Genomic DNA, 24,350 nt, shown 5'->3' on the forward strand with positions numbered 1-24,350 from the left:
GCAAAAATCGGTTGGCGAGTCGCCGGACAACGTGTTGGGGTGGCCGCCCGCCATGGCCACTTTCCAGCTCGACCTCACCCACCGTCCCCGTCGTCTCCGCCGCAACGCCACCGTGCGTTCCCTCGTCGAGGAAACCACCCTGCGTCCGGCCGATTTCATCGCCCCGTTGTTTGTGGTCGAGGGCAACGGCGCCCCCGAGCCGATCACCTCAATGACCGGGGTGTTTCGCTACAACATCGTCGATCTGGTCAACGAATGCCGTGAACTGGCCTCACTCGGGGTGCCGGCGGTGGCCCTGTTTCCCAAGCTGGATAAATCTTTTAAGGACGATGTCGGCACCTCTGCGCTCTCGCCCGACGCGCTGATCCTGCGGGCGGTGCGTGCAGTCAAACAGGCCGTTCCTGAGATGGTGGTCATGACCGATATCGCCCTCGATCCCTACACCACGCACGGCCATGACGGCGTGCTCACTGCCGACGGCCGCGACGTGGCCAACGACGCCACTGTGGAGATTTTAGTGAAAATGGCGGTGCTGCACGCCCAGGCCGGCGTGGATTTTGTGGCGCCCTCCGACATGATGGACGGACGCATTGGGGCGATCCGCCACGCGCTGGATGCGGCCGGCTGTACGCAGACGGCGATCATGGCCTATTCGGCGAAATTCGCCTCGGCGTACTATGGGCCGTTCCGCGACGCCGTGGGCAGCGCCTCGGCCGCTGGTACGCATCTTTTAGATAAACGCACCTATCAGCTCAATCCCGCCAATCGCCGCGAAGCCTTGGCCGAAATCGCCCTCGATGAAGCCGAGGGCGCGGACGTGCTCATGGTGAAGCCCGCCGGGGCTTATCTGGACATTATCCGCGAGGTCCGCGATGCGACGCGCAAGCCGGTGGCCGCCTACCAAGTGTCGGGCGAATACGCGCAGATCCAAGCCGCTGCGCAACTGGGGTGGCTGGACCTGCCGCGCACCCGCCACGAGTCGCTTTTGGCGATCAAACGCGCGGGGGCTGACATGATTTTAACCTATTTCGCCAAGGAAATGGCGGCGGTGCTGCGGTAGGCTTGTCCCCGCGCAGACTTCCCAGCCTGCTCCGATGGTGAGGAAGGAGCCGCTTAGACCTCTTCGTGATTCGGAGGGGGGGGCGGCGGCGACCCTGAGTTCACGCTTAAGGCTACCGTCAATCTCAACTTATTCGGAACTGTGTATTATGCTCGGGACTCGCAACGCACCCGGCCAAAAATACGGTCTTCAGGCGCCTGAGGCCGGCAGTTGTAAGTTGCGGGCGTGGAAGGCCAGCGAGTCCTGAATGTGCGTCTCCCAGTAATCCCAGGTGTGGCCTCCCGCGTACTCTTGGTAACGATGCGGCACGCCAGCGGTGGTAAGGTCGGAATCAAAGGTGCGGTTGTCTTCGATCAGGAAATCATCGCGACCGCAGTCGATCAGGAGCTCCGGCAAGTTGCCGTTCGCCAACGCACGCCGGGCTTGGACAAGCAGGTCGTGATCAGTACCACGCGGATCATCGCCAAAGATGTGGCGTAGTTCCGCGATAAAAGCGGGGCCGCGAGCCACCAGTGTTGGGTTGCTGAAATCCTGCCAGCACACCGCGCCCGAATGGCTGTTGACCGAGCAAAACCGGTCGGCGTAGCCCAAGCCGATTCGCAGCGCGCCGTAACCGCCCATCGACAGGCCGCCAATGGCGCGGGCCGCGCGCTCTGGACGGGCCTGGAAGTTGCGCTCGATGAAATCGGGTAACTCCACGCCGATGTGGCGCGCGTAATCCGGCCCGGCGGCGTGCTTGGTGTAAAAACTCCGATACCCGTCCGGCATCACGACGATTATCGGCAGGTCGCGCACGAACCACTCGATGCGCGAGCGGCGCATCCACATACTGGAGTCGTCCCCCAGCCCGTGTAGCAGGTAAAACGTGGCAAACGGGGGCTTGCCGATTTCCGGCAGCATCACCTCTGCGGTGGTCTGCTTGCCGAGAATGTTGCTGTACCAGTGAAGGGTAGACCAAGCCATGTTGTTCTTCACGAAACCCTAAATCCCAACCGGCTAAATCCTAAAATCAGAATAATCGTTTGGGGATTGTTCAGGTTAGGATTTAAATGCCGGGATTCCGCCCTTTACCCCGTTGGGGTTCCCCGCGACAGTCACGGTGATTTGCCCCTTTGATTCTTTGGGATTTGTACCCACGGGATTTGCCCGTCGAGGGCTGTTATTCGACGCGGACGATGTAGCCGCGCAGGTATTCGCTCTCGGGCATGGTCACAAGCACCGGGTGGTCGGCGGGTTGATGGCAGAATTCGGCCACGCGCACCTTGCGTTTGGCGTCGGTCGCCGCCTCGGCCAAGACGCTGCGCAACTCGGCATCCTGCATGTGGTGCGAACAGGTGTAGGTGGCCAATACGCCGCCGGGCACCAAGCTCTGCATGGCGCGCAAATTGATCTCCTTATATCCGCGCAACGCGCCCTCTAGCGCGCTCTTGGATTTGGCGAAGGGGGGCGGGTCGAGCACGATCACGTCCCAGAGCGGTTCGCCATGGCGTGCGGGGTCGTTGAACCAGTCAAACACGTTGGCCACGGCGAAGGAGGCGTTAACCCCGTTGCGCGCAGCGTTTTTGCGCGCTTGGTCGATGGCGTCGGTCGCGCTGTCGAGACCGAGAACCTCCTTGGCGCCAGCACGCGCCGCATGCAGGGCGAACGGGCCTTGATTACAGAACGCGTCGAGCACGCGCTTGCCGGCGCAGTATTTGGCCAAGACGGCGTGTTGCTCGCGTTGGTCCAGGTAAAAGCCGGTTTTTTGGCCGCTTTGTAGGTCGAGCCAGTAGTCAAAGCCGTCGATCTTCTCCCAGCGCGGCTCCCAGGCGCGACCGCTGCGGGTGTGTACCCCGAGCGAAAGCCCCTCAAGTTTACGGATATGGGCGTCGTTGCGCACGATGATCTCGGCTGGGGCAAGCAACTCGGCCAGCAGTTCCACGATCACATCCGTGCGCTGGTCCATGGCGAGGGTCTGCACTTGCAACACCAGGGTGTCGCCAAATTGATCGACCACCACGCCGGGAAGGTCGTCCGATTCGGACCACACAAGTCGGCGATGCTGCTGAGCTCCAGTCGCTTGGACGTTGGAGGCAGGGGTTTCTCTGCGGGCAATGGCTTTTGTGAGCGCGAGCCTGAGGTAGGCCTCGTCGAGCGTCACGCGCTGCGTGCTTAAGCGGCGCCAGATGATCTGCGACTTGGAATTATAAATGCCGCTGCCGAGGAAGCGGCCGGCTCGGTCGCGACATTCGACGACCCCCCCGTCATTTACAGCCGGAAGGAGGGCTTCGACCTCATTGGCAAACACCCACGGGTGGCCAGAGAGGACGCGGGACTTGGCGTTGGCTTTAAGTTTTAGCGAGGGGACCGGTGACGACATCGGGGCATCATCACGCCCAATGCGCGGAGGAGAAGCTCAAACTCAGGCTGCGATCTTCTCGTCGGAAAGAAACTCGTTCGAGCACTCGATCACCACGGCTTGGCGGCGACCCTCGTGAAAGCCGAACTCGTCCTCGTAACCTTCTGGACTGCGTTTCATCGAACGCAGCATCCAAACGAGACCGATGACATAAGCGGAGGCGACTAAAGTGGCGATAATGGAGATCATTGGGATAAGGGGTAGTGGTGTACCCCCATGTATCGTCACAAAGTCGGAAAAATAAAGTGGAATTTAGCCTCTGGCCGTCCACCCCGTCCGTGCTCAACAGCGGCTCTGGATACTCCACCCTACGAGGGGAAATCGACTTCATTAGAGGGGGCGATTGAGGGATAACCCCTAGATCCCCGGCCCGCTTTCCGCCAAACCCCGGTTAGGTAATGAACCCTACTTACTCCCGACCCCGATTTCGGCCCAAACGAGGGGCAAATCAGCGGCTCTGATCGTCATCGACCGGTTGGCGACCGGGTTGATAGCCGAGTTCATTCTCGAAACCTTCGGGGGCACGCAGGAGCGCACGGGCAATTACAAGAACGCAGACGACGTACATCGCCGATAACAATATGAGTACTAACGACATTTCAGGGGTAAAGATGGCGACCAAACTCATTTTCAATTCAGGCGCGTCAAGTTTCATCACTAAAGTCTATGGAATTTAGCGTTTTATTTACTTTGTGCCAGGATCTACCCGGCCGGGAACCTGACGCATTCCGCACCTGCCGCCTTGCGCTCGCCCGCTGGTCGGCGTCTGCTCCACCTTCCACTGCCATGATCGGTCTCCGTGATGACACTTCTGATGCCTTGCCAGCTCCGCCGCCCCCCTCGCGCGCGCCGGAGTTCGCCGCGAAGTTGTTCTCCGCGGGCGGGTGGTTGCAAACCAGCCTCGGGCTCGAACACCGGCCGCAGCAGGAGAAAATGGCCCGCGCCGTCGCTCAGGCCATGAAGACCGACCAGTCCCTCCTGTTCGAGGCCGGCACCGGCGTGGGCAAATCCCTCGCTTATCTGCTGCCTGGCATCGTGCACGCCATGGACCAGTCGCGCCAGATGATCGTCTCTACCCACACGATCGCTCTCCAGGAACAGCTAGACCAAAAGGACCTGCCGCTGTGCCGCCGGGTGTTTTCCGCCACCGAGGAAACCAATCCTTATGCGGCGTTCAAATCTGCCGTGCTGGTGGGCAAGAGTAACTACCTGTGCACCTCGCGCCTCGCCGCGGCCCTGCGCGACAAAAACGAGTTTTTCGCCACGCCCGAGCACGAGGAGTTGCAGCGCATCGCAACCTGGGCCGAGACCACCACCGAGGGCCTGCGCCATGAACTCAACCCCGCGCCGCTGCCCGAGGTCTGGGAGTTGATCAACGCCGACTCCTCTGGCTGTGCGCGCAAATACTGCGATTGCGACAGATGCCCTTACCAACGCGCCCGCGCCCGCATCCGTTCGGCCCACCTGATCATCGTTAACCACTCGCTGCTGTTCGCCCACATCAACGCCGGCGGTGCGGCCGCCAAGGGGGAGTCCACGCGCGGCGTCCTGTTCCCCGACGATTTTGTCGTCCTCGATGAGGCTCACACGGTGCCCGAGGTCGCCACAGACCACTGCGGCTTGCGGCTTTCAAGCTACGGGGTGGATCGCATGCTCAAGTACCTCTACAACCCGAAAACACGCCGCGGCTTGTTGCAAAAACACGGCGACGCAGTCGACCGCCAACTGGTCGTCGACGTGCTCGAAGCCGCGCATCATTTCTTCGCCTTCCTCGACGAACGCCTGCTCACCCAGCAGCCCCTCGTGCGCGTGCGAGTCGAGGGTTTCGCCGAGGCCTGGATGGATGCGCCTCTGCTCGCCTTGTACAAGTCGGTGCGCAACCGTGCCGATCACATGGACGACGGCCGCGAGCGCGACGAACTGCTCGAACAAGCCGGCAAGGTCAAAACCCTGCAGACCAACCTGCGCGCCTTCCTCGGGGTGGCCGACGCCGACAAGACCGTTTACTGGGTCGAGCGCATGGGCAAACGCCAGAACATCGTCGCCCTGCGCACCGCGCCCATCGACGTGGCACCGTTCATCCGCGAGGAGTTAATCAATCGCGGCACCTCCGTGGTGTTCACCAGCGCCACGTTGGCGATGGGAGGCAAAATCGAGCCGTTTCAGGCCCGCATCGGTGCGCAACAGGTTAAAACCGCCGTGGAGCATTCGCCCTTTGATTTCGAGCGGCGCATGCGCGTGTTCGTGGCCGCCGACGTGCCGCTGCCCAGCGCGCAGGACGCCCGCCTGGCGCTCGACGTGCTCACCGACTACATCGACTTCTGCACCCGCCGGACCAAGGGCGGAACCCTGGTGCTGTTCACCAGTTATTTTGACATGAAGCGCGTGGCTGAGGCGCTGGAGCCAATCTACGACGGCGCGCACCGGCCGTTTTTTATGCAGGGCCGCGATTACTCGCGTACGGAACTGGCGCGTAAACTCCGCGAAGCCGGTAACGGCGTGCTCTTTGGCACCGACAGTTTTTGGACCGGCATCGACGTCCCCGGCGACGCATTGTCGCAGGTGATCATTACCCGCTTGCCCTTCGAAGTGCCCACGCACCCTGTGCTCGAGGCGCGCACCGAGTGGATTCGCGAGCGCGGCGGCAACCCCTTTAACGAGCTCACCCTTCCCGACGCACTGATCACGTTTCGCCAAGGGATTGGTCGTCTTATCCGCACCGCCAAAGACCGCGGCGTAATCACGATACTGGATTCGCGGGTCACCCAAAAAGCCTACGGCAGGCTCTTCTTGGAATGTATCCCGCAAAAGAACGCCGTGCGCATGAACCGTGAAAACCGCGTTGAGCGATTTCAGCCTTTTATTTGACGCGTACGCACCTACGCTCCGCTCCTCGTCCCACAAAATTCGCGCATGAAAATCCAATCCGCCGCCATCACCGACATCGGTAAAATCCGCGAAGAAAACGAGGACCGCTACCTGTGTGATGAGGCGCTCGGGCTGTTCGGGGTGGCCGACGGCATCGGTGGCGTGGTGGGTGGCGGTGAGGCGGCGGAATGTACGGTGCAAGCGATCAGCCGAAGCTTGCCGGAGCTCGGTGAGCAGCCCGACCTCGTGGCATTGACCCAAGCCGCCAGTGCCAGCGTACGCGAACTGGGCCTTATTCTGAATCCCCCCTACGGCATTGGTTCAACCCTCAGCTTTGGAGTATTTAAAGGCTGCAAGCTGCGGCTGGCTCACGTCGGCGATTCGCGGGTTTACGTGCTTAAACAGGGCAAGTTGCATTGCCTCACGATGGATCACTCCATGCAGAACGAGATTAAAAAACTGCATGCCCGCGGCGAAAGAATCGAACTCACCTCGGCTAACCGCAGAGCGTTGACCCGCTGCATGGGGCAACCCGGTGTGCCTGAGGTCGACTCTTGCGAGCTGCCGGTTGCCGCTGGGGAGCGCTACTTGTTTACGACCGACGGCATTGTTAATCACCTCGAAGAATCCGAGTTGGCCGAGATTTTAGCCGGATCAGGCAGCCCCGCATCGATTCTCGACGCGCTTGTTGGACTCTCGCTCCAACGCGGGGGCCACGACAACTTGACTGCGGTGTTGGTTTTTATCGACGAAGCCGAATGACCACTCCCGCCCGCTCTACGCACTTTGCCGCGCTCGTGGAGAAACAGCCGGATAACCCGCTGTTCCGCTTCAGCCTCGCCCAGGCGCTGCTCAACGAAAAACGTGAAGCCGATGCGGTCGAGCACCTCGTGCAGTGCGCCGGTGGCAGGGCCGACTGGATGATGCCGCGCATTTTACTGGGCAAAGCCCTGTTGCACCTCGGCCGACCAGCCGAAGCCAAGCCCTGGCTGGTGGAGGCATTGACGCTGGCCATTGAGCAAGATCACCAAGATCCCGAAGGCGAACTGCGCGCGTTGCTCGCCGGATTGTAGTCGATTCGTGTTTTACCGGTGGCGAGCTGCGGTTGCGGGGCTCCCCTTGGTCACGAATTAGCGTTCGAATCGAGGTTTACGGCAACCTTAGCACGCTTTGCGGCAACACGCTTCGTGGCCTTGAGCGTGAGCTCAAGGTGGCAGGGCTGCGCAAGGTTGCGGGCGCCTCGGATTGAACACGCCCCCGGCATCACGTCTCAATCAAAGAGCCCCCGGCGCTATCGTCGCTACTGCACCCCGCCTTGGTGCGCCTCGGGGTTTTTAAGCTGGTCCTTCCAGCTTAGGATTTTTGCCTGCGCACCGTATTTTTCGGCCGTGGTCTTGTCGCCCTTTTCCATCCAGATGCGCGAGAGCGTGGTGTTGATAAACAAATCGTCGGGCCGGACCGCATGGCCTTGCTCGGCGGCGTGCAAGGCATCGTCAAAGCGGCGCAGGCTGAACTGGATTTCGGCTAACGCGTGCCAAGCCTCGAAGCAGCTGGGGGCGGCCGCAGTGGCACGGGCGAGTTTGGCTAAGGCGGTATCAGTCTCGCCCATCGTGAAATCAAAGGTGGCGTCTTCGATGAGCGTTTGCAGGTCAGCGTCGGTCATGGTGGCTAAAAGCGCTATACGCGGGTGCAGGTCAAGCAGGGCTGACGGTCGGCTCAGGCGCGGGTTCGGCGAATGAAGGTGATGGCAAACAGCGCCACGCTGATGCCCACGCCCAGCGCCAGCAGCTCCACTCCGGGCATGAAGTGCTTTTTGTAGGTGATAAACTCGATGCCGGTGATCGCGTCGCTTTGCTTCACCGCAATTTGGGTCTTGGTCCACCCCGGGTTCCAGCCGGCGGCCGCCCAAAAGGCGAAGCAGAACAGGGCGATGAAGCCCGCCAGCATTCGGAATAGGACCCGCCAGGCGGCGATGCCGGCGGCCGAGGGAACTGTCGCGCTGGAGCTTGGCGTTGGCGGTGTGGTCATGGGCGTTGGCGGGTTTGGGTCGAGAAGGCGAAGTGGGCTTACAAAATCAACATGGCGTCGCCGTAACTAAAAAAACGGTACTCCCGTGCGATCGCCTCGGCGTAGAGTTGCTGCAGCCACGCGATCCCTTCGGTCGAGCCCGGCGTCAAGAAGGCCGACACCAAGCAGAGCAGGGTGGAGCGGGGCTGGTGGAAGTTGGTGATGAGCGCATCGACCCCACGAAACGGGCGAGGTGGGTAAATAAAGATCCCGGCTTCGCCAAAATGCGGCCGCTCTAGTGGCGCCTCGTGGTGTTGCAGGAAATCCTCCACCGAGCGCACCGTGGTGGTGCCGACGGCGATGCGTCGACCCCCGCCGCTACCCGGGGCCGCAAACAGCGCGCGTTGGGTGGCGATGGGCAACTCATAGAGTTCACGGTGGATGGGGTGGGCCTCGACGTGCGCGGTGTCGATGGGTTTGAAAGTGCCGAGCCCGACGTGCAACGTGACCTCCGCCGCGTTGACACCCTGCTTGCCGAGGATGGCGAGTAACTCAGGGGTGAAGTGCAGGCCCGCTGTGGGAGCGGCTACGGCGACTTGGCGGGCCCGGTCGGCGTAAACGGTCTGGTAGCGCTCGATATCGCGAGGACGTTCGGCGGTCGGATCGGCGCGCTCAATATACGGAGGCAACGGCACGTCGCCCAAACGGTTGGCCACATCGACGATGGTTTGCCCAGCGGGCGTGGTGAACCGCACCAAGGCCGCACCGTCGGGATCCTTCGCCAGCACCGTGCCGGCGAAATCGCCATCCAGGGCAAACGTGGCGGCCACCGGTAACTTTTTTCCCGGCCGCACCAAGCACCACCAGACGTTGTCACCCTGGGTGGGGTCAGGGCGGAGCAGCAAGCACTCGATCAATCCCCCAGTAGGCCGCCGGGCATGCAGGCGCGCCGGCAGAACCGCGGCGTTGTTACGAAAAAGCGTGTCCCCCGGGCGCAAAAATTGCGGCAGATCGGCGAACGTGTGGTGCGCGACCGTGCGTGAGGCACGGTCTACCACCATGAGCCGCGAAGCGTCACGGCGAGCGGCAGGGGTTTGCGCAACAAGACGATCGGGCAAGGTGTAATCAAAAAGGTCGGTCGATAACGGCACGGGCTGAAATATGAGCATGGCGTTTGCAAGGAGTGCGAGTTTCTTCCGGGCGCCCCAACGTTTTCGCCGAATAGCAGCCAAGTCCCTGCCAATAAAACCATCCCCAGATACAACAATGTGGCTCTTTGGCCCTACGCGTGTGTTGTGAAATCGATCTTAGCCGATCGAAATTAGCGCGGTGCTTCAGCCCGCATGAGGGCCACAGTTTTAGGCGAAAGGCCGATACCTAAACGCAAGCGCTTAGGATGAATCTAGTCGGCCCTGAAGAATGAGTGCCAAGTGTTAGACCTGGTGTTCACTCGCCTACGGAGGCGGTCCAAAGTCGTCGTAACATACGCCTGCACGCCCCATTCCCCTGTTTCCTACAGCAAGACCGGGCTTAGCCCGCGACCCCTCGAAAACCTGGTTTTAAAATGGTGGCAAAACTCGGATTTGAACCGAGGACACGCGCATTTTCAATGCGCTGCTCTACCAACTGAGCTATTTTGCCGTGAAGGAAGCCGAGAGCAAAAGAGCTCCATGAGCGGCGTCAATGGGAATCTCAATGATTTCCCTCGATTTATCCATAATCGATTTCGATCCCAAAAGGTGTCCCCCGCCGCTGTTTCCGCCACCTCCGTCTGCGTCCTTGTCAAGCGCCGGTCGACCTCGCAACTTCGCCCTTTTTCCTACCATGCGTTTCCATAAATACCACGCCCTCGGCAATGATTACATCGTTTGTGACCCCGTTGATTTTCCTCAGTGGAAAAACGGCCCCTCCGTCGATGAGATCCGCGTGATCTGCCACCGCAATTTTGGCGTCGGTTCCGATGGCATTCTTTGGGGCCCGCTGCCTTCCGCCAAAAGCCAATTTGGCCTGCGCATCTTTAACCCTGACGGTTCCGAGGCGGAAAAATCGGGCAACGGCCTGCGCATTTTTTCGCGCTACCTGTGGGATCAAAAACTCACCCCGGCGGCGACTTTCACCATCGAAACCCCCGGTGGCCATGTCCAGTCGGTCATCAAGGACAACGGCAAGCTCATCACTGTGGACATGGGTTCGGTGAGCTTCCTGAGCACCAAAATCCCCCACACGGGGCCGGAGCGTGAGGTCATCAATGAGTCGATCACTGTTCTCGACCGTACGTTCACCTACTGTGCGGCCACCATTGGTAACCCGCATTGCGTGATCCCGCTGCCCGCGGTCACCGCCGAGATGGCCCACCGCTACGGTCCGCATCTGGAAACGCACTCCAATTTCCCGCGCAAGACCAACGTTCAATTCATGCAGGTGATCGACCGAAACAACATCCGCATTGAGATCTGGGAGCGTGGTGCCGGCTACACCCTCGCCTCGGGCAGCAGCTCCAGCGCCGCCGCCTCGGTGGCCCACAAACTGGGCTTGGTCGATGCCAACGTCACCGTGCACATGCCTGGTGGCCAGATCGGTATCGAGATCGGGGACAACTTCGCCATCCGCATGACCGGTACGGTTAACAAGGTGGCCGACGGGGTCATGCACCCCGAGTTATTCGCGGTCAAAGTTTGATCGAGCGGGGGGGCGGGCTGCCTGCCCCCCGTGCGCCCAGCGACTGGGTGTAGTACACGGCTGCTTGTGAACGACGGGTCACGTGCAGCTTTTCGAACACCGTGCTGAGGTAGTTTTTCACGGTTTTTTCGGCCAGGCCCATCTCGTTGGCCACCTCTTTGTTGGTGCGCCCATCGGCGATCAACGCCAGCACCCGTCGCTCCTGTGGCGATAGGCTGTCGACTATCGGTTGGGTTCGCTCGTTTTTTAACAGCTCCATGACCCGCGACGTGATTTGCGTGTCGAGAATCGAGCGGCCGGCGGCGACGTCGCGGATACCTTGAATCAAGGCCGCCGTATTCACTTCTTTAAGCAGGTAGCCGTGGGCCCCTGCCTGGATGGCTGCATCGACGCTATCCGACGCGGCGCTAGAGGTAAGAAAAAGCACCCGCATCTCGCTCTTGCTGCTCAGCAGTTGGCGACAAACCTCGATGCCACTTCCATCCGGCAGGTTAATGTCGAGCAGCACCACATCGGGTGCTTCGCGAGTGCACACGGCCAAAGCCTCGGCCGCACTTGCCGCCGTACCGCAGAGGGTGAACCCGGACGCGGATTGCAATAGGGTTTGCAGGCCCATGCGGACCAGCTCGCTGTCATCAACAATTACCAAGCGAAGGGGTGGGGGCGTCATGAGTGATTTAAGATCGGGAGGGTGAGTACCACGCGGGTACCGTGGCCGGGGCGGCTATCGAGCTTGAGGGCTGCGCCAAGGGTGGCGGCACGGGCGCGGAAATTCGTCAGCCCATTCCCGCCGCCAGAACCCTTGGCCGTGGCGTCGAACCCGGATCCGTTGTCTTGGATCATCAGGGCGAGTTGCGCGCCCTCCTCATGCAGGCGAATTTGGATTTGCGAAGCGGACCCATGCCTGAGGGCGTTGCTCACGGCTTCGCGCACGATTTGCAGCGTGTCCGCAAGCTGGCTGGCAGCTAGCCGGGACTCGGCGCTTTCGTCGATGCGCACGAGGAACGATACCTCGCGTTCCCCTTTTAAATCCGCCACGAGAACGGCCACTGCTTGAGTGAAACTCAGCGGCATGCCCCCCGGCGACTCGCTCGGAGGCTGGATGTAGCCGCGGATTTCACGGATGCTTTGATTGAGCAGTTCAATGCCCCGATCGAAGAGCACATCGGCTGCAGCCGGATCAACGCCCTGTTTTTGCCGGGCGGATTCCAGGGTCAGGCCGGTGGCGTAAAGCGACTGAATCACGCCGTCGTGGAGATCACGCCCAAGCCGGATTTTTTCGGCGAGGACCTCGTTGAGCAGCAGTTGTTGCAGCTGGAGGTTTTCATCGGCGCGGCGCCGTTCGGCGCGTTCGAGCCCCAAGGCGGCTTCTTGGGCCACATTGGTTTTGGCCAAATGTTCGACCTGCTGCATCTCCTGCCGGGCTTGCTGGGCCTTTTCGCCTATGGAGGTGGCGGGTCGGGAACCGCCCACCAACGCCACGGCCAGCAAGGACAGCAGCGACACCGTTACGATCAGCCCGACGGCGTTTTGTTGATCGCGTTGGCACGCGCGCAGAGCGATGGGAGCGGGGGGCTCGGCTGAGGCATGCTGACGGGCCACGGCGCGGTGGTTAACCCAGAGCTGGGTGAGCGCTGCGGTGGCGCCGACGGCGGTCAGGGCCAGCAGAAATACGAAAAGGCGGAGTGCATTGCCCATGGTGCGCGCAGAAAAAGGTGACGGGGTGGTGCAGGCAGGCAACGGCAAACACGGAAACTCACCACCTCGATTCGTGTTAAAAAAGCCGAGGTGAAGCCTTTGCTCAAAAACCGAGATGCGCCCACCGTCGTCGATAACCAGTCCGTTTACCCTCACCGAGCCTGACTTCCCTCCCGGCGATACTTTTTCTTTTCCAATTTAGCCGCTTGAATGCGGTGGGAGACGCCCACACGGTGGATCTTTAACACACACTTCAACCGCATCGTAGCCCAGCTTCTGCTGGACTCATTAGCCTGCCCGCATGGACGTCTCCCTTACTCGTAATTTTTGTATCATTGCCCACGTCGATCATGGCAAAACGACGCTGTCCGACCGCCTGTTGGAATACACCAACACCGTCGCGCAGCGCGTGCTCACCGAGCAGCACCTTGACTCGATGGACCTCGAAAAGGAACGCGGCATCACCATCAAGAGCCATCCGGTGACCATGAGTTACCAGGCCAAGGACGGCAATGCGTACAAGATCAACTTGATGGATACGCCCGGGCACGTGGATTTCGCCTACGAGGTTTCGCGTTCGCTGGCCGCCTGTGAGGGCGCCGTCCTTCTCATCGATGCCGCTCAGGGCGTCGAGGCCCAGACCGTGGCCAACTACCACCTCGCCACCGCCCAGGGCCTGAAAATCATCCCGGTGATCAATAAAATCGATCTGCCGTCGGCCAATCTGGAGCTCTGCATGAGTCAGCTTGAGGACATCCTCACGATCCCCGCCGAGGAGGCCATCCTGGCCAGCGGCAAATCGGGTATCGGCATCCAGGACATCCTGGAGGCCGTCGTCGCACGCATCCCACCGCCTCGTTTGTCGCATTATCCGACCACGCGCGCGCTGGTGTTCGACTCTCTTTACGATTCCTACCGTGGCGTCATCACCTACGCCCGCGTTTTCTCCGGTGCGGTTAAGGCTGGTGATCAGATGCTCTTGATGAGCAATAATCAAAAATCCGAAATCAAGGAGGTCGGTGTTTTCACCCCGAAGATGACCAAGGTGGACGTCTTGGGCGCCGGTGACGTCGGCTACGTGATTTCCAACATCAAGGACACCACCGAAATCAAAATCGGTGACACGCTGACCCTCGCCAAACAGCCGGCCATCGACATGCTGCCGGGTTATAAAGAGGTGCGCCCGATGGTGTTCTGCGGCCTGTATCCGCTCGAGTCCAACGACTACGAAAAGCTCAAAGCCGCCCTCGGCCGCCTTCGTCTCAACGACGCGGCGTTCCTCTATTCCTCGGAGAGCTCCATCGCCCTCGGCTTCGGTTTCCGCTGCGGCTTTCTCGGCCTCCTGCACATGGAAATCATTCAGGAGCGCATCCGCCGCGAGCATGACGTCGACATCATTTCGACGTATCCGAGCGTTGTTTACCGCGTCAAGCCCTACAGTCGCGACGAAATCGAGGTCGATAACCCGGTTAACCTGCCCGACCCCGGCACCATCGAGCATATCAGCGAGCCCACCATTAAGGCGTGCATCCATATACCCAACGACTCCATGGGCGACATCCTCGCGCTCATCATGGAAAAGCGCGGCATGTGTAACCAAACCGAAACGCTGGACGCCAATCGCGTGATGCTCACCTGCGTGCTCCCGCTCAATGAAATCCTCGTTGATTTCAATGACCGCCTCAAATCCGTCACCCACGGTTACGGCTCGATGGATTACGAGCTCGGTGACTACCAGCAGTCCGATCTGGTGAAGATGGACATCATGATTAACGGCGATCCCGTGGATGCCTTTTCGAGCATCGTTCACCGCGAAAAAGCCGAGGGCAAGGGCCGCGTTCTCTGCGAAAAACTCGCCGAGATTATCCCGCCGCAGATGTTCAAAGTCGCCATTCAGGCCGCCATCGGCGGCAAGATCATCGCTCGCGATAATGTTAAGGAAATGCGTAAAGACGTGACAGCCAAGTGCTACGGCGGCGACATTTCGCGTAAGCGCAAGCTCCTCGACAAACAGAAGGAGGGTAAGAAAAAGATGAAGATGATCGGCAAGGTGAACATTCCGCCCGACACCTTTATTCAGATCTTGAAGAACTAAGCCCGCGCCTGCCCCCAGGCGTCAGCACTCCCTCAAACCACCCCATGTTTTTCGGACTCTTTGACTCGGTTGAAAAGAAGATGCGCGACAGTGCGGCCAACTGGCTGGAGCTGGCCGATAAGGTTTACGCCTACCGTCGCGACCGCCTGAGCGAACTGGATCGCAACGCGCTCCAGCAGTCCGCCCTTTCGCTGCGGCGCCAGTTGCGCGAAAAAAGTGACGCCAGTAAGCTCAAGCTCGGCATCGAAGCGCTGGAAGTTATCCTTCGCCGCACGGGCGGGACGCATTACCCCAAGTCCGGAATCATGGAGAACGTGGAGTTCTTCCTGGTTGCGGCCATCGTCATTTTGGGGGTTCGCATGTATTTCGTGCAGCCCTTCAAGATCCCGACCAACTCGATGTGGCCCAGCTACAATGGCATGACCCCCGAGGTGTTCGCGACGAAAGCCGATGAACCCAGCGCTCTCGCCAAGGCGGTCCGGTTTGCCGCCATGGGCGCGCGGTCGCGCACCTTGGATGCTCCCGTGGACGGTGAAGTGCTCATCCCGGTCATGGGTAATGGCGACCGCGTTGCCATTCCGTTCCGCGAGGTAACCGGCCGCGATTGGTTCGTTTTCCCATCCCGCCACAAAGAATACACCCTTTTCGTGAATGACCGCGCCGTCACGGTCACCGTGCCGCGCGATTTCGATTTCGAGTGGGTGATCCGTGATGCGTTTATCTCCAAACAAGCCTCGGGCCATGATCCCGGCGGCGTCGACTTGGCAGCTTTTTTAAACGCCAATGCCGGTCAGGTCATTCGCATGCCGGATGGTAAGCCCGCCTGGCGAACCGGCAAAACCGTGCGCGCCGGCGACCGCGTTCTGGCCTTCGACATCCTTACTGGAGACCAACTATTTGTGGACCGCTTGAGTTATCATTTCGTGCGACCCCAAGTCGGCGACGGCTTCGTTTTCCGCACCGATCACCTCGACAGCCCCTTCATGAAGGATGCTGTCGGACGGCAACTTGAGCAGTATTACATTAAGCGCCTGGCGGGCACTCCCGGTGACACCTTGGAGATCCGCGAATTCACGCTTTATCGGAATGGTCAGCCTGCGACCGGCGCCAAGGCCTTCGGTGCTAACGCCAAACGTGACCCCCATTTTTCCGGCTACCGCGCGAGTGGTCTGCTGGCACCTGGCCAAGTGTTCACCGTTCCTGCGGACAGCTACATCGCGCTCGGTGATAATTCAGCTAACAGCCAGGATAGCCGTTACTGGGGGACAGTTCCGGCCCAAGATGTGGTGGGTCGCCCCCTGTTTATTTATTATCCACTGACTCGCCGCTGGGGACCTGCTCCCTGAGCCAGGCTTACCAGCGAATGTTCGCTGCGTAACGCCAGCGCAGCTAATGCCGCCAGCATCATAAGTAGAATGATCGCTTCTAGGGGTAAAAACGGATTGCGAGTGGCTTCACGCGCTCTCTAGGGTCTGCGTTCAAGTTCGCGCACTTTCGCCCGTTCTAACCCATTCAATCTCAACACCACCGTTCATGCCCATCGCCATTGGTTCAAAAGCTCCTGATTTCACCCTCAAGACCAAGACCGCTGAAGGTCTTAAAGACATTAAGTTGAGCGACAACTTCGGCAAGAAGCAGACCGTGCTGTTGTTTTTCCCCCTCGCTTTCACCGGGGTGTGCACCACCGAGATGTGCGACATTTCCAACGGCCTGTCCGAGTACAGCAGCCTAGGCGCCGAGGTCATCGGTATCAGCGTGGACAGCCCGTTTGCCCAAGAGGCCTGGGCAACGGCCAACAAGATCACGATTCCCCTCGTCTCTGACTTGAACAAGACGACCACGCAGGCCTACGACGTGGTCTTCCCGGGCTTGGCCGGCATCGGCGACACCTCGGCGCGCGCCGCCTTCGTGATCGGTCAGGACGGCGTGGTTAAATACGCCGAGCAGACCGCCACCCCGAAGGACCTGCCCAACTTCGCCGCAGTCAAAGCAGCCCTCGCCAAATAAGCTTTTAAAAAACCGCGCCGAACACCCTTTCGGCGCGGTTTTTTTTACCGTTTTAACGTTAACCACCGCGCACTTCCAACCTGATGAGTCTCCCGAATCCCTTCAACACGCTGCAGGCCTTCTCGGCCAACGGCACCTCCCATAAATTTTACTCGTTGCCCGCGCTCGAGCAGGCCGGCTTCGCCATCAAGAAGTTGCCCGTCTCCATCCGTATCGTGCTGGAGTCGCTGTTGCGCAACGCCGATGGCAAGCGCGTCTCCGAGCAGGCCATTCGCGACCTCGCCGGCTGGCAGGCCAAGGCCTCCCGCACCGAGGAGATTCCCTTCGTGGTCGCCCGCATCGTGCTGCAGGACTTCACCGGCGTTCCCCTCTTGGTTGACCTCGCCGCCATGCGCTCCGCCGTGGCCCGCATCGGCAAAAACCCGAAGATCATCGAGCCGCTCGTGCCTGTTGACCTCGTAGTTGACCACTCCGTACAGGTCGATTTCGCCGGCTCGGCCGACGCCCTCGCAAAGAATCTCGATCTGGAATTCTCCCGCAACCGCGAGCGTTACCAGTTCCTCAAGTGGGGCATGCAGGCCTTCGAAACCTTCAAGGTCGTCCCCCCCGGCATCGGCATCGTTCACCAGGTTAACTTGGAGTATCTGGCCAAGGGCGTGCTCAAGGACGGCCAGGGTGTTTATTATCCGGATACGCTCGTCGGCACTGATTCGCACACCACGATGATCAACGGTCTGGGCATCGTCGGCTGGGGCGTGGGCGGCATCGAGGCCGAGGCCGGCATGCTCGGCCAGCCGGTTTATTTCCTTACTCCCGACGTGGTCGGCGTGTACCTCACCGGCGAGCTGCGCGAAGGCGTCACCGCCACCGACCTCGCACTCACCCTCACCCAGACCCTGCGCAAGGCCAAGGTCGTGGGTAAATTCGTCGAGTTCTACGGTCCCGGCGCCGCCGCGCTGCCAGTGGTCGACCGCGCCATGATCGCCAACATGGCCCCCGAATACGGTGCGACCATGGGCTTCTTCCCGATCGACGCGGAGTGCGGCAACTTCCTGCGCGCCACCGGCCGCAATGAGGCCGACATCGCCGTTTACGAAGCTTACTACAAGGCCCAGGGCCTGTTCGGCATCCCCCAAAAGGGCGAAATCGAATACTCCAGCGACCTCTCGCTCGACCTCGCCACGGTGGTCCCGTCGGTCGCCGGCCCCAAGCGCCCGCAGGACCGCATCGAGTTGCCCAAGATGAAGCAGGAGTTCCTCTCCGCCTTCTCCAAGCCCGTCACCGAGTCCGGTTTCGGCAAAAAGGCCGAGGACTTCTCGACCGTCTCCGCTCAAATCGACGGCACCAAGCTCGGCCACGGCTCCGTCTTGATTGCCGCCATCACCAGCTGCACCAACACCTCCAACCCCTCCGTCATGCTCGCCGCCGGCCTCCTGGCCAAGCGCGCGGTGGAAAAGGGCCTGAAGGTTAACCCGCTGGTCAAATCCTCCCTCGCCCCCGGCTCGCGCGTGGTCACCGATTATTTGGAAAAGACCGGCCTGGCGCCCTACCTTGACCAGCTCGGTTTCCAGACCGTCGGCTACGGCTGCACGACCTGCATCGGCAACTCCGGCCCGCTCGATCCCAAGATCGAAGAAGCCGTGGTTAAAAACGACCTGGTCGCCGCCTCCGTGCTCTCGGGCAACCGCAACTTCGAGGCCCGCGTTCACCAGAACATCAAGAGCAACTTCCTCATGTCGCCCCCGTTGGTGGTCGCCTTCGCCCTCGCCGGCCGCGTCGACCTCGACCTGTCCGTCGATCCGATCGGCACCGGCAAGGATGGCCAGCCGGTCTTCTTGAAGGACATCTGGCCCTCGCTGAAGGAAGTGCGCGATCAGATGCAAGCCGCCCTCAAGCCTGAGGTGTTCCGCAAGCTCTACAGCAACTTCGCCGAGCAAAACCCCAAGTGGAACGAGATCCCGTCGACCACGGGCAACGTTTACACCTTCGACAACGCCTCCACCTACATCCAGGAGCCGCCCTTCTTCACCGACTTCTCGCTCACCCCCGGTTCGATCAAAGAGATCAAGGGCGCCCGCGTCCTCGGCCTGTTTGGCGACTCGGTCACCACCGACCACATCTCGCCCGCCGGTGCTATTAAGAAGAGCTCGCCGGCCGGCAAGTTCCTCATCGACAACGGCGTCACCTTTGAGGACTTCAACTCCTACGGCAGCCGCCGGGGTAACGACCGTATCATGACCCGCGGTACCTTCGCCAACGTCCGCATCAAGAACCTGATGCTCGGTGGCAAAGAAGGCGGTAACACCCTCGGGCCGGACGGCGCCGAGACCTCGATCTACGACGCGTCCATCGCTTACCAGAAGCAGGGCGTTCCCTTGATCGTGATCGCCGGCCAGGAATACGGCACCGGCTCGTCGCGCGATTGGGCCGCCAAGGGCACCAACCTGCTCGGCGTTAAGGTCGTCGTCGCCCAGAGCTTTGAGCGTATCCACCGTTCCAATCTGGTCGGCATGGGCGTGCTCCCGCTCCAGTTCAAGGAAGGCGTCACCGCCCAGAGCTTGAAGCTCGACGGCACTGAGACCTACGACGTGGTCGGCCTGACCGCCGCGATCAAGCCCCAGCAGGATCTCACCCTCAAGGTGACGCGCAAGGACGGCACGGTGGAAAACGTGTCGGTTCGCTGCCGCATCGATACGCCCATCGAGATCGATTACTACCAGCACGGCGGCATTCTGCCCTACGTGTTGCGCCAGATCATCGCCGCGAACTAAGACGTTTCGAGTTCTTGCAAAGGCGTTAACTTGGGAAATAATTCCGGGTTAGCGCCTTTGCGCTGAAGTCGAATCTCGTATCTTTCAACCATGGCCGACGTCCCCAAGCCCGCTTTCCTTGTCGATACCGCATCGGACCCCGTTGCTATTCGTATCGAGGGCCGCGCATCGTTTCAGAACAGCCCCTGCTTAAACGAGTTTTTCAACGCGTTGGTGGCGCAGGGCCGGACTCGCTTCGTGATGGATTTTCAGAACTGCACCAGCATGGACAGCACCTTTTTAGGTGTGTTGGCCGGTGCCGCCCTTCAGTTGCGAAAGCAGTCCACGCCTGGTAGTCTGGTGCTGTGCCGGCTCGGCGAGCGTAATTTGGAATTGATCCGCAATCTAGGCCTGCATCGCCTTCTCACCGTCGACATGGAAACCTCCGGGGTGCATTCGACCACGTTCGCCGCGCTGACCAGCGTGCCAATCCAAGGTGAGCTGGATAACGCACGTATGGTTTTGGCTGCTCACGAAAATCTCGTGGTCGCCGACGAGGCAAACCGCGCCAAGTTCCAAGATGTGCTCAGCTTCTTGAAGAGCCGCGTGCAGCAGGGCTAACCGAACAGCCCGCGGCCAAAGTACGCCGACTGTTCAACCGACTTCCAGTCGGTCCGAAGTTAGGCTCCGTCAAGTAGCGCAGACTTCCAGTCTGCTTCCGCCGACACGAAAAACCCGGGCTTGTAGCCCGGGTTTTTCTTTTAGTGCGATACGTTGGCTCGCAGCTTACTTGAGGATCATGTCCTTCACCGTTTTGCCTGCGGGAATCATCGGCAACACGTGCTCGGTGTAGGGCACGATGATGTCGAGGACGAAGGGGCCGTCGTGATCGAGCATCTCTTGAATCGCCTCGCGCAGCTCACTCTTCTTGAGCACCCGCCGACCTTTCACGCCGAAGCCCTCGGCGATTTTTACGAAGTCGGGATAAAGTCCGCCGGGGTTATCCGGACTGCCGATGTTGCTCTGGTGACCCAGGACGGTGTTGCCACGCACCGAACCATAAAAACGGTCTTCCCATTGTACCACCATGCCGAGGTGCTGGTTGTTCAAAATCATCGCCTTGGCGGCGATCTTCTCCACCGCGGCGGTGGCCAGCTCCTGGATGTTCATCACGAATGAACCATCGCCGTCGATGTCGATGACCTGCTTGTCGGGGCAAGCAACCTTGGCGCCGAGGGCGGCCGGGTAGCCGTAACCCATCGCGCCCAAACCCAACGAGCTGATGTAGCGGCGGGGTTCGTCGAATTGATAAAATTGCGCCGCCCACATCTGGTGCTGGCCCACGCCCGTGGTGATGATTGCATCGCCCTTGGTCAACTCGTACAGCGCCTTGATGGCTTCTTGCGGCAGGATGTGCTTGTGGTCCTCGAACCGGAACGGGTGGTCGCGTTTCCAGGCTTCGATCTGCGCGTGCCACGACGAGATGTCGGGCGCGGTAAATTGGGTCGAGTGGGTCAGCGCGTTGAGGCGCGTCATCGAGTCTTTGAGCTCACCCAAAATTGGGTGGGCAACGCGCTTGTTTTTGTTGTGCTCGGCCGCATCGAGATCGATGTGCACGATGGTGGCGGAGCTGGCGAATTTAGAGGTGTCGCCCGTGATACGATCGTCGAAGCGAGCGCCCAGGCAGATCAGCAGGTCGCATTGATCAACCGCCCAGTTGCCATAAGCGGTTCCGTGCATACCGAACCAGCGCATCGACAGCGGGTGGCTCTCGGGGAACGCGCCAATGCCCATCAGCGTCGTTGCAACCGGGATGTTAGTTTTTTCGGCGAACGCCTTCAGGTCGCTGTGTGCCTCGGCCGACACAATGCCGCCTCCGGCGTAGATCACCGGCTTCTTGGCGCTCGCGATGAGTTCAAGAACGCGTTTGAGCTGTTCGTCGGAGGCTTTCGGCTGCTTCGCGATGGACGGGTTTGCAAAGCTGATTGTCTCTGGGAAAACCGGGACGAGTTTCGCCTGCTGCACATCCTTTGGAATATCAATGACGACCGGGCCGGGGCGTCCACTGCTGGCCAAGAAAAAGGCCTCCTTGATGATGCGCGGCAGGTCGGCGGCGTTGAGCACGAGGTAACTGTGCTTCACGATCGGCAGCGTCATGCCGAAAAAATCCGTCTCCTGGAACGCCATCTTACCGATGTATTTTTGGAAAACCTGTCCCGTGATGGCGACCATCGGAGTCGAGTCCATGTACGCGTCAGCGATGGCAGAAACCAAGTTGGTTGCACCGGGGCCGCTGGTGGCCATGCACACGCCGACTTTGCCCGTCGCACGCGCGTAGCCTTCGGCGGCGAAGGAGCCGCCCTGCTCGTGGCGAGGCAGGATCACGCGCACCTTGTCGCTGCGGGCGAAGGCCTGGTGCAGCTCCTGTGAGGCGCCGCCGGGATACGCGAAAATCACGTCAACCCCTTCGCGGGCCAGCGATTCTACGACCACGTCGGCACCATTCATTAGGCGGCCAGTTTCGGGTTGCGGCGTCGACGAGGGCGAGGTGGGCGTTTTCATAAGCGTTAGAGCGGAGATCGTAAGGGTGAGAGAAAACCGACCGCTCCAGTTGCTGGCAAGAGCGGAAAACACGGTGGCATCACAGTTTCGAGTGCCCTTGAGCATGAGCTGTTCAGGGATTCCAATAACAACCATCCGCGTCTCGTCCCGACCTCGTGCTCACGCACGAAGCCACGTCTGCGTGTGGCCTTGAGCGTGAGCTCAAGGATTGCGCAAACCCCACTTCTGAAAACACGGATATTTGGGGGTTGGTTTGCCGCTCCCAGTGTGCTCCTTAATTGCCGTGCCAAAAATTTTGTTTATCGGGGACATCGTGGGTAAACCCGGCCGGGAAATCCTAGCCGAACGGCTGTTGCGCCTGCGCGCCGAGTTGAAACTCGATGTCGTCATTGCTAACGGCGAAAACGTCGCCGCCGGTTCCGGCATCACCAGTTCCTTGGCCAAGGTGTTACTATGCCTCGGCATCGACGCGATCACCCTAGGCGACCATGTGTGGGATCAACGCGGCTGGGATGACGATATCGATGATTTTCCCACCGTTTGCCGTCCCGCGAATTTACCGGCCTCTTGCCCCGGCGCCGACCATGTCATCCTTGACGTGAAGGGCTTTAAATTGGCCGTTTTCACCGTCCTAGGTCGCACCTTTATGGGTATGAAGGCGGATTGCCCGTTTCTGGTTGCCGAGGCCATGTTCAAGAAACTGGAGGGCAAGGCGGACGCCGTGTTGGTGGAAATTCACGCCGAGGCCACCAGTGAGAAAATTGCATTGGGTTGGCATCTCGACGGGCGCGCCGTGGCCGTTTTGGGCACGCACACTCACGTGCCTACGGCCGATGCCTGCGTGCTTCCTAAAGGCACGGGCTTTATGTGCGACGTCGGCATGACCGGGCCGTATGCCTCGGTGCTGGGCCGCGAAGTTGCCCCGGTCCTCTCTCGTTTTATAGACGGTATGCCCAAACGCTTCGAAGTGGCCGAGGGCGACGTGCGCATTTCGGGCGCCTTGGTGGACTATGACGAGGTCGCTAAACGCACTCGCAGCGTTGAGCTGATCACGGTGCGCCGCGCTGGCGGACGGTGACGCAAAAAAGGCGGGCCTGAAGGGGCCCGCCTTTTTTTGGGGTGCTGGTTGGATCGGGATGTCAGCGCCCATTTATGGGCGAAAAGCGTCCCGTTCGCTTGCTCAGTTATGCACCACGCCGGCTTCCTCGTACATGCCGAGGCGGCGGTACCGCTCGTAGCGTAGGTCAAGCAGTTCGTCGGCTTTAAGCGCGCGCAGGTCGTTGAGGTGTTTTTGTAGTGCGTAGCGCAGCGTCGAGGCGGCCTTTTCGTAGTCGTTATGCGCACCGCCGAAGGGCTCGCCGATGACCTCGTCGACCACGCCCAGCTTTTCGAGCTGGTCGGCGTTGATCTTAAGTGCCTCGGCGGCCTTGGCTGCCGCAGTGGGGTCTTTCCACAGAATCGCCGCGCAGCCTTCGGGCGAGATCACCGAATAGTAGCTGTTCTCAAAAATGAGTACCCGGTCGGTCACGCCGATGCCCAGCGCGCCACCGGAGCCACCTTCGCCTACTACAATCGAGATCGACGGGACACGCAGCATCGCCATCTCGCGCAGGTTTACCGCGATGGCTTCGGAAACGTGGCGTTCCTCCGAACCGAGACCGGGATACGCGCCGGGAGTGTCGATAAACGTGATCACCGGCAGGCCGAATTTTTCAGCCGTTTTCATCAGGCGCAGGGCCTTGCGGTAGCCCTCGGGCTGGGCCATGCCGAAGTTACGCGCGATTTTCTCCTTGGTGTCGCGGCCTTTTTGCTGGGCGATGATCATGACGGCGTCACCGTTAAAAAAGGCGGTTCCGCCGATCAGTGCGCGGTCATCGTTGAATTGGCGATCACCGTGCAGCTCGGTGAAGTTTTCGCAGATCAGGTTAACGTAATCGAGCGCGTACGGGCGCTTCGGATGACGGGCGATCTGCACCTTCTGCCACGGGGTGAGGCCGGAGTAGATTTCGCGTTGGGTGGAGGAGATTTTGCGCTCAATGGCTGCAATTTCCTTGGCCACGTCGAGGTTGTTCTCAAGCGACTGCTGACTGAGTTGCTCCAGCTGGACGCTGAGGTCACGCAAAGGCTTCTCAAACTCGAGGGTGTAGGCGGGTTTTTCCATGTGAAGCCGGGAAGGCTAGGGGGTTGGCGCTGCGTGTGTCAATTGGAGGTATGCGCAAGACGCCG

At 60.4% G+C, this 24,350-nt stretch carries 22 protein-coding genes and 1 tRNA gene; 11 read left to right on the forward strand and 12 right to left on the reverse strand.

Translation table 11 applies throughout. The features are described 5' to 3' along the window. Window positions 1-52: 52 nt before the first annotated feature. On the forward strand, window positions 53-1,060 hold the full coding sequence (gene hemB / locus H2170_01195) for a porphobilinogen synthase (protein ID MCS6298708.1): 1,008 nt from the start codon (window positions 53-55) through the stop codon (window positions 1,058-1,060). A gap of 189 nt (window positions 1,061-1,249) precedes the next feature. Here the strand turns inward: hemB and H2170_01200 are convergent, their stop codons facing one another. From H2170_01200 to H2170_01215, 4 genes are all read right to left on the reverse strand, one after another. After that, the gene (locus H2170_01200) at window positions 1,250-2,023 is read right to left on the reverse strand and encodes an esterase family protein (GenBank protein ID MCS6298709.1); all 774 of its coding nucleotides are present in this window, start codon (window positions 2,021-2,023) and stop codon (window positions 1,250-1,252) included. Window positions 2,024-2,219: 196 nt separating this feature from the next. After that, window positions 2,220-3,419: a class I SAM-dependent rRNA methyltransferase gene (locus H2170_01205; protein ID MCS6298710.1), complete on the reverse strand. Its 1,200-nt coding sequence runs from the start codon at window positions 3,417-3,419 to the stop codon at window positions 2,220-2,222. A 42-nt stretch (window positions 3,420-3,461) separates the two neighbouring features. Further along, complete coding sequence (locus tag H2170_01210; GenBank protein ID MCS6298711.1) at window positions 3,462-3,647, reverse strand: hypothetical protein; 186 nt, start codon at window positions 3,645-3,647, stop codon at window positions 3,462-3,464. Between the two features lie 259 nt (window positions 3,648-3,906). Beyond that, window positions 3,907-4,113, reverse strand: a complete 207-nt coding sequence (locus H2170_01215) for a hypothetical protein (GenBank protein ID MCS6298712.1) — start codon at window positions 4,111-4,113, stop codon at window positions 3,907-3,909. A gap of 131 nt (window positions 4,114-4,244) precedes the next feature. Between H2170_01215 and H2170_01220 the strand changes: the two genes are divergently transcribed. The 3 genes from H2170_01220 to H2170_01230 are packed head-to-tail and all read left to right on the forward strand — an operon-like array spanning window position 4,245 to window position 7,399. After that, window positions 4,245-6,326, forward strand: coding sequence for an ATP-dependent DNA helicase (locus tag H2170_01220; GenBank protein ID MCS6298713.1), 2,082 nt, complete (start codon window positions 4,245-4,247; stop codon window positions 6,324-6,326). Window positions 6,327-6,371: 45 nt separating this feature from the next. Next, window positions 6,372-7,088 carry a serine/threonine-protein phosphatase gene (locus H2170_01225; GenBank protein ID MCS6298714.1) on the forward strand — a complete coding sequence of 239 codons (717 nt, stop codon included), beginning with the start codon at window positions 6,372-6,374 and terminating at the stop codon, window positions 7,086-7,088. Next, window positions 7,085-7,399, forward strand: a complete 315-nt coding sequence (locus H2170_01230) for a molecular chaperone DnaJ (GenBank protein MCS6298715.1) — start codon at window positions 7,085-7,087, stop codon at window positions 7,397-7,399. Before H2170_01225 ends, H2170_01230 begins: the two co-directional genes overlap by 4 nt. A 227-nt stretch (window positions 7,400-7,626) precedes the next feature. Here the strand turns inward: H2170_01230 and H2170_01235 are convergent, their stop codons facing one another. The 4 genes from H2170_01235 to H2170_01250 form a co-directional block, all read right to left on the reverse strand. Next, window positions 7,627-7,989, reverse strand: coding sequence for a hypothetical protein (locus tag H2170_01235; protein ID MCS6298716.1), 363 nt, complete (start codon window positions 7,987-7,989; stop codon window positions 7,627-7,629). A gap of 53 nt (window positions 7,990-8,042) precedes the next feature. Next, on the reverse strand, window positions 8,043-8,354 hold the full coding sequence (locus tag H2170_01240; GenBank protein ID MCS6298717.1) for a hypothetical protein: 312 nt from the start codon (window positions 8,352-8,354) through the stop codon (window positions 8,043-8,045). Window positions 8,355-8,392: 38 nt separating this feature from the next. After that, window positions 8,393-9,484, reverse strand: a complete 1,092-nt coding sequence (gene queA, locus H2170_01245; GenBank protein MCS6298718.1) for a tRNA preQ1(34) S-adenosylmethionine ribosyltransferase-isomerase QueA — start codon at window positions 9,482-9,484, stop codon at window positions 8,393-8,395. A 414-nt stretch (window positions 9,485-9,898) separates the two neighbouring features. After that, a tRNA-Phe gene (locus H2170_01250) sits at window positions 9,899-9,974 on the reverse strand. A gap of 183 nt (window positions 9,975-10,157) precedes the next feature. Between H2170_01250 and H2170_01255 the strand changes: the two genes are divergently transcribed. After that, the gene (locus H2170_01255) at window positions 10,158-11,012 is read left to right on the forward strand and encodes a diaminopimelate epimerase (GenBank protein ID MCS6298719.1); all 855 of its coding nucleotides are present in this window, start codon (window positions 10,158-10,160) and stop codon (window positions 11,010-11,012) included. Here the strand turns inward: H2170_01255 and H2170_01260 are convergent. Together H2170_01260 and H2170_01265 are read right to left on the reverse strand one after the other, a co-directional pair. After that, a complete protein-coding gene (locus tag H2170_01260; protein MCS6298720.1) occupies window positions 11,002-11,682 on the reverse strand; it encodes a response regulator transcription factor in 681 nt (226 codons plus the stop codon). The genes H2170_01255 and H2170_01260 overlap by 11 nt on opposite strands. Continuing rightward, window positions 11,679-12,710, reverse strand: coding sequence for an ATP-binding protein (locus tag H2170_01265; protein MCS6298721.1), 1,032 nt, complete (start codon window positions 12,708-12,710; stop codon window positions 11,679-11,681). The genes H2170_01260 and H2170_01265 overlap by 4 nt, the downstream gene beginning before the upstream one ends. Window positions 12,711-13,011: 301 nt before the next feature. On the opposite strand from H2170_01265, the gene lepA reads away from it, so the two are divergent. The 5 genes from lepA (at window position 13,012) to H2170_01290 (ending at window position 20,183) form a co-directional block, all read left to right on the forward strand. Continuing rightward, window positions 13,012-14,805 carry an elongation factor 4 gene (lepA, locus tag H2170_01270; protein ID MCS6298722.1) on the forward strand — a complete coding sequence of 598 codons (1,794 nt, stop codon included), beginning with the start codon at window positions 13,012-13,014 and terminating at the stop codon, window positions 14,803-14,805. Between the two features lie 44 nt (window positions 14,806-14,849). Next, window positions 14,850-16,151 carry a signal peptidase I gene (gene lepB / locus H2170_01275; GenBank protein MCS6298723.1) on the forward strand — a complete coding sequence of 434 codons (1,302 nt, stop codon included), beginning with the start codon at window positions 14,850-14,852 and terminating at the stop codon, window positions 16,149-16,151. 187 nt (window positions 16,152-16,338) lie between these two features. Beyond that, a complete protein-coding gene (locus H2170_01280) occupies window positions 16,339-16,812 on the forward strand; it encodes a redoxin domain-containing protein (protein MCS6298724.1) in 474 nt (157 codons plus the stop codon). Between the two features lie 83 nt (window positions 16,813-16,895). After that, window positions 16,896-19,583, forward strand: coding sequence for an aconitate hydratase AcnA (acnA, locus tag H2170_01285; GenBank protein ID MCS6298725.1), 2,688 nt, complete (start codon window positions 16,896-16,898; stop codon window positions 19,581-19,583). Between the two features lie 90 nt (window positions 19,584-19,673). Continuing rightward, the gene (locus H2170_01290; protein ID MCS6298726.1) at window positions 19,674-20,183 is read left to right on the forward strand and encodes an STAS domain-containing protein; all 510 of its coding nucleotides are present in this window, start codon (window positions 19,674-19,676) and stop codon (window positions 20,181-20,183) included. Window positions 20,184-20,348: 165 nt separating this feature from the next. Here the strand turns inward: H2170_01290 and ilvB are convergent, their stop codons facing one another. Next, window positions 20,349-22,124: a biosynthetic-type acetolactate synthase large subunit gene (ilvB, locus tag H2170_01295; protein ID MCS6298727.1), complete on the reverse strand. Its 1,776-nt coding sequence runs from the start codon at window positions 22,122-22,124 to the stop codon at window positions 20,349-20,351. A gap of 283 nt (window positions 22,125-22,407) precedes the next feature. Between ilvB and H2170_01300 the strand changes: the two genes are divergently transcribed. Continuing rightward, the gene (locus tag H2170_01300; protein MCS6298728.1) at window positions 22,408-23,202 is read left to right on the forward strand and encodes a YmdB family metallophosphoesterase; all 795 of its coding nucleotides are present in this window, start codon (window positions 22,408-22,410) and stop codon (window positions 23,200-23,202) included. A gap of 102 nt (window positions 23,203-23,304) precedes the next feature. Here H2170_01300 and H2170_01305 read toward each other — a convergent pair whose 3' ends face one another. Next, the gene (locus H2170_01305) at window positions 23,305-24,285 is read right to left on the reverse strand and encodes an acetyl-CoA carboxylase carboxyltransferase subunit alpha (GenBank protein ID MCS6298729.1); all 981 of its coding nucleotides are present in this window, start codon (window positions 24,283-24,285) and stop codon (window positions 23,305-23,307) included. Between the last annotated feature and the right edge of the window lie 65 nt (window positions 24,286-24,350).

It is taken from the genome of Opitutus sp. (genome assembly GCA_024998815.1).
GTDB lineage: Bacteria > Verrucomicrobiota > Verrucomicrobiia > Opitutales > Opitutaceae > Rariglobus.

Bases quoted from the DNA above. Each gene is read 5' to 3' on its own strand.
- hemB (MCS6298708.1), top strand. From the start codon at position 53: ATGGCCACTTTCCAGCTCGACCTCACCCACCGTCCCCGTCGTCTCCGC.
- H2170_01200 (MCS6298709.1), bottom strand. From the start codon at position 2,023: ATGGCTTGGTCTACCCTTCACTGGTACAGCAACATTCTCGGCAAGCAG.
- H2170_01205 (MCS6298710.1), bottom strand. From the start codon at position 3,419: ATGTCGTCACCGGTCCCCTCGCTAAAACTTAAAGCCAACGCCAAGTCC.
- H2170_01210 (MCS6298711.1), bottom strand. From the start codon at position 3,647: ATGATCTCCATTATCGCCACTTTAGTCGCCTCCGCTTATGTCATCGGT.
- H2170_01215 (MCS6298712.1), bottom strand. From the start codon at position 4,113: ATGAAACTTGACGCGCCTGAATTGAAAATGAGTTTGGTCGCCATCTTT.
- H2170_01220 (MCS6298713.1), top strand. From the start codon at position 4,245: ATGATCGGTCTCCGTGATGACACTTCTGATGCCTTGCCAGCTCCGCCG.
- H2170_01225 (MCS6298714.1), top strand. From the start codon at position 6,372: ATGAAAATCCAATCCGCCGCCATCACCGACATCGGTAAAATCCGCGAA.
- H2170_01230 (MCS6298715.1), top strand. From the start codon at position 7,085: ATGACCACTCCCGCCCGCTCTACGCACTTTGCCGCGCTCGTGGAGAAA.
- H2170_01235 (MCS6298716.1), bottom strand. From the start codon at position 7,989: ATGACCGACGCTGACCTGCAAACGCTCATCGAAGACGCCACCTTTGAT.
- H2170_01240 (MCS6298717.1), bottom strand. From the start codon at position 8,354: ATGACCACACCGCCAACGCCAAGCTCCAGCGCGACAGTTCCCTCGGCC.
- H2170_01255 (MCS6298719.1), top strand. From the start codon at position 10,158: ATGCGTTTCCATAAATACCACGCCCTCGGCAATGATTACATCGTTTGT.
- H2170_01260 (MCS6298720.1), bottom strand. From the start codon at position 11,682: ATGACGCCCCCACCCCTTCGCTTGGTAATTGTTGATGACAGCGAGCTG.
- H2170_01265 (MCS6298721.1), bottom strand. From the start codon at position 12,710: ATGGGCAATGCACTCCGCCTTTTCGTATTTCTGCTGGCCCTGACCGCC.
- lepA (MCS6298722.1), top strand. From the start codon at position 13,012: ATGGACGTCTCCCTTACTCGTAATTTTTGTATCATTGCCCACGTCGAT.
- lepB (MCS6298723.1), top strand. From the start codon at position 14,850: ATGTTTTTCGGACTCTTTGACTCGGTTGAAAAGAAGATGCGCGACAGT.
- H2170_01280 (MCS6298724.1), top strand. From the start codon at position 16,339: ATGCCCATCGCCATTGGTTCAAAAGCTCCTGATTTCACCCTCAAGACC.
- acnA (MCS6298725.1), top strand. From the start codon at position 16,896: ATGAGTCTCCCGAATCCCTTCAACACGCTGCAGGCCTTCTCGGCCAAC.
- H2170_01290 (MCS6298726.1), top strand. From the start codon at position 19,674: ATGGCCGACGTCCCCAAGCCCGCTTTCCTTGTCGATACCGCATCGGAC.
- ilvB (MCS6298727.1), bottom strand. From the start codon at position 22,124: ATGAAAACGCCCACCTCGCCCTCGTCGACGCCGCAACCCGAAACTGGC.
- H2170_01305 (MCS6298729.1), bottom strand. From the start codon at position 24,285: ATGGAAAAACCCGCCTACACCCTCGAGTTTGAGAAGCCTTTGCGTGAC.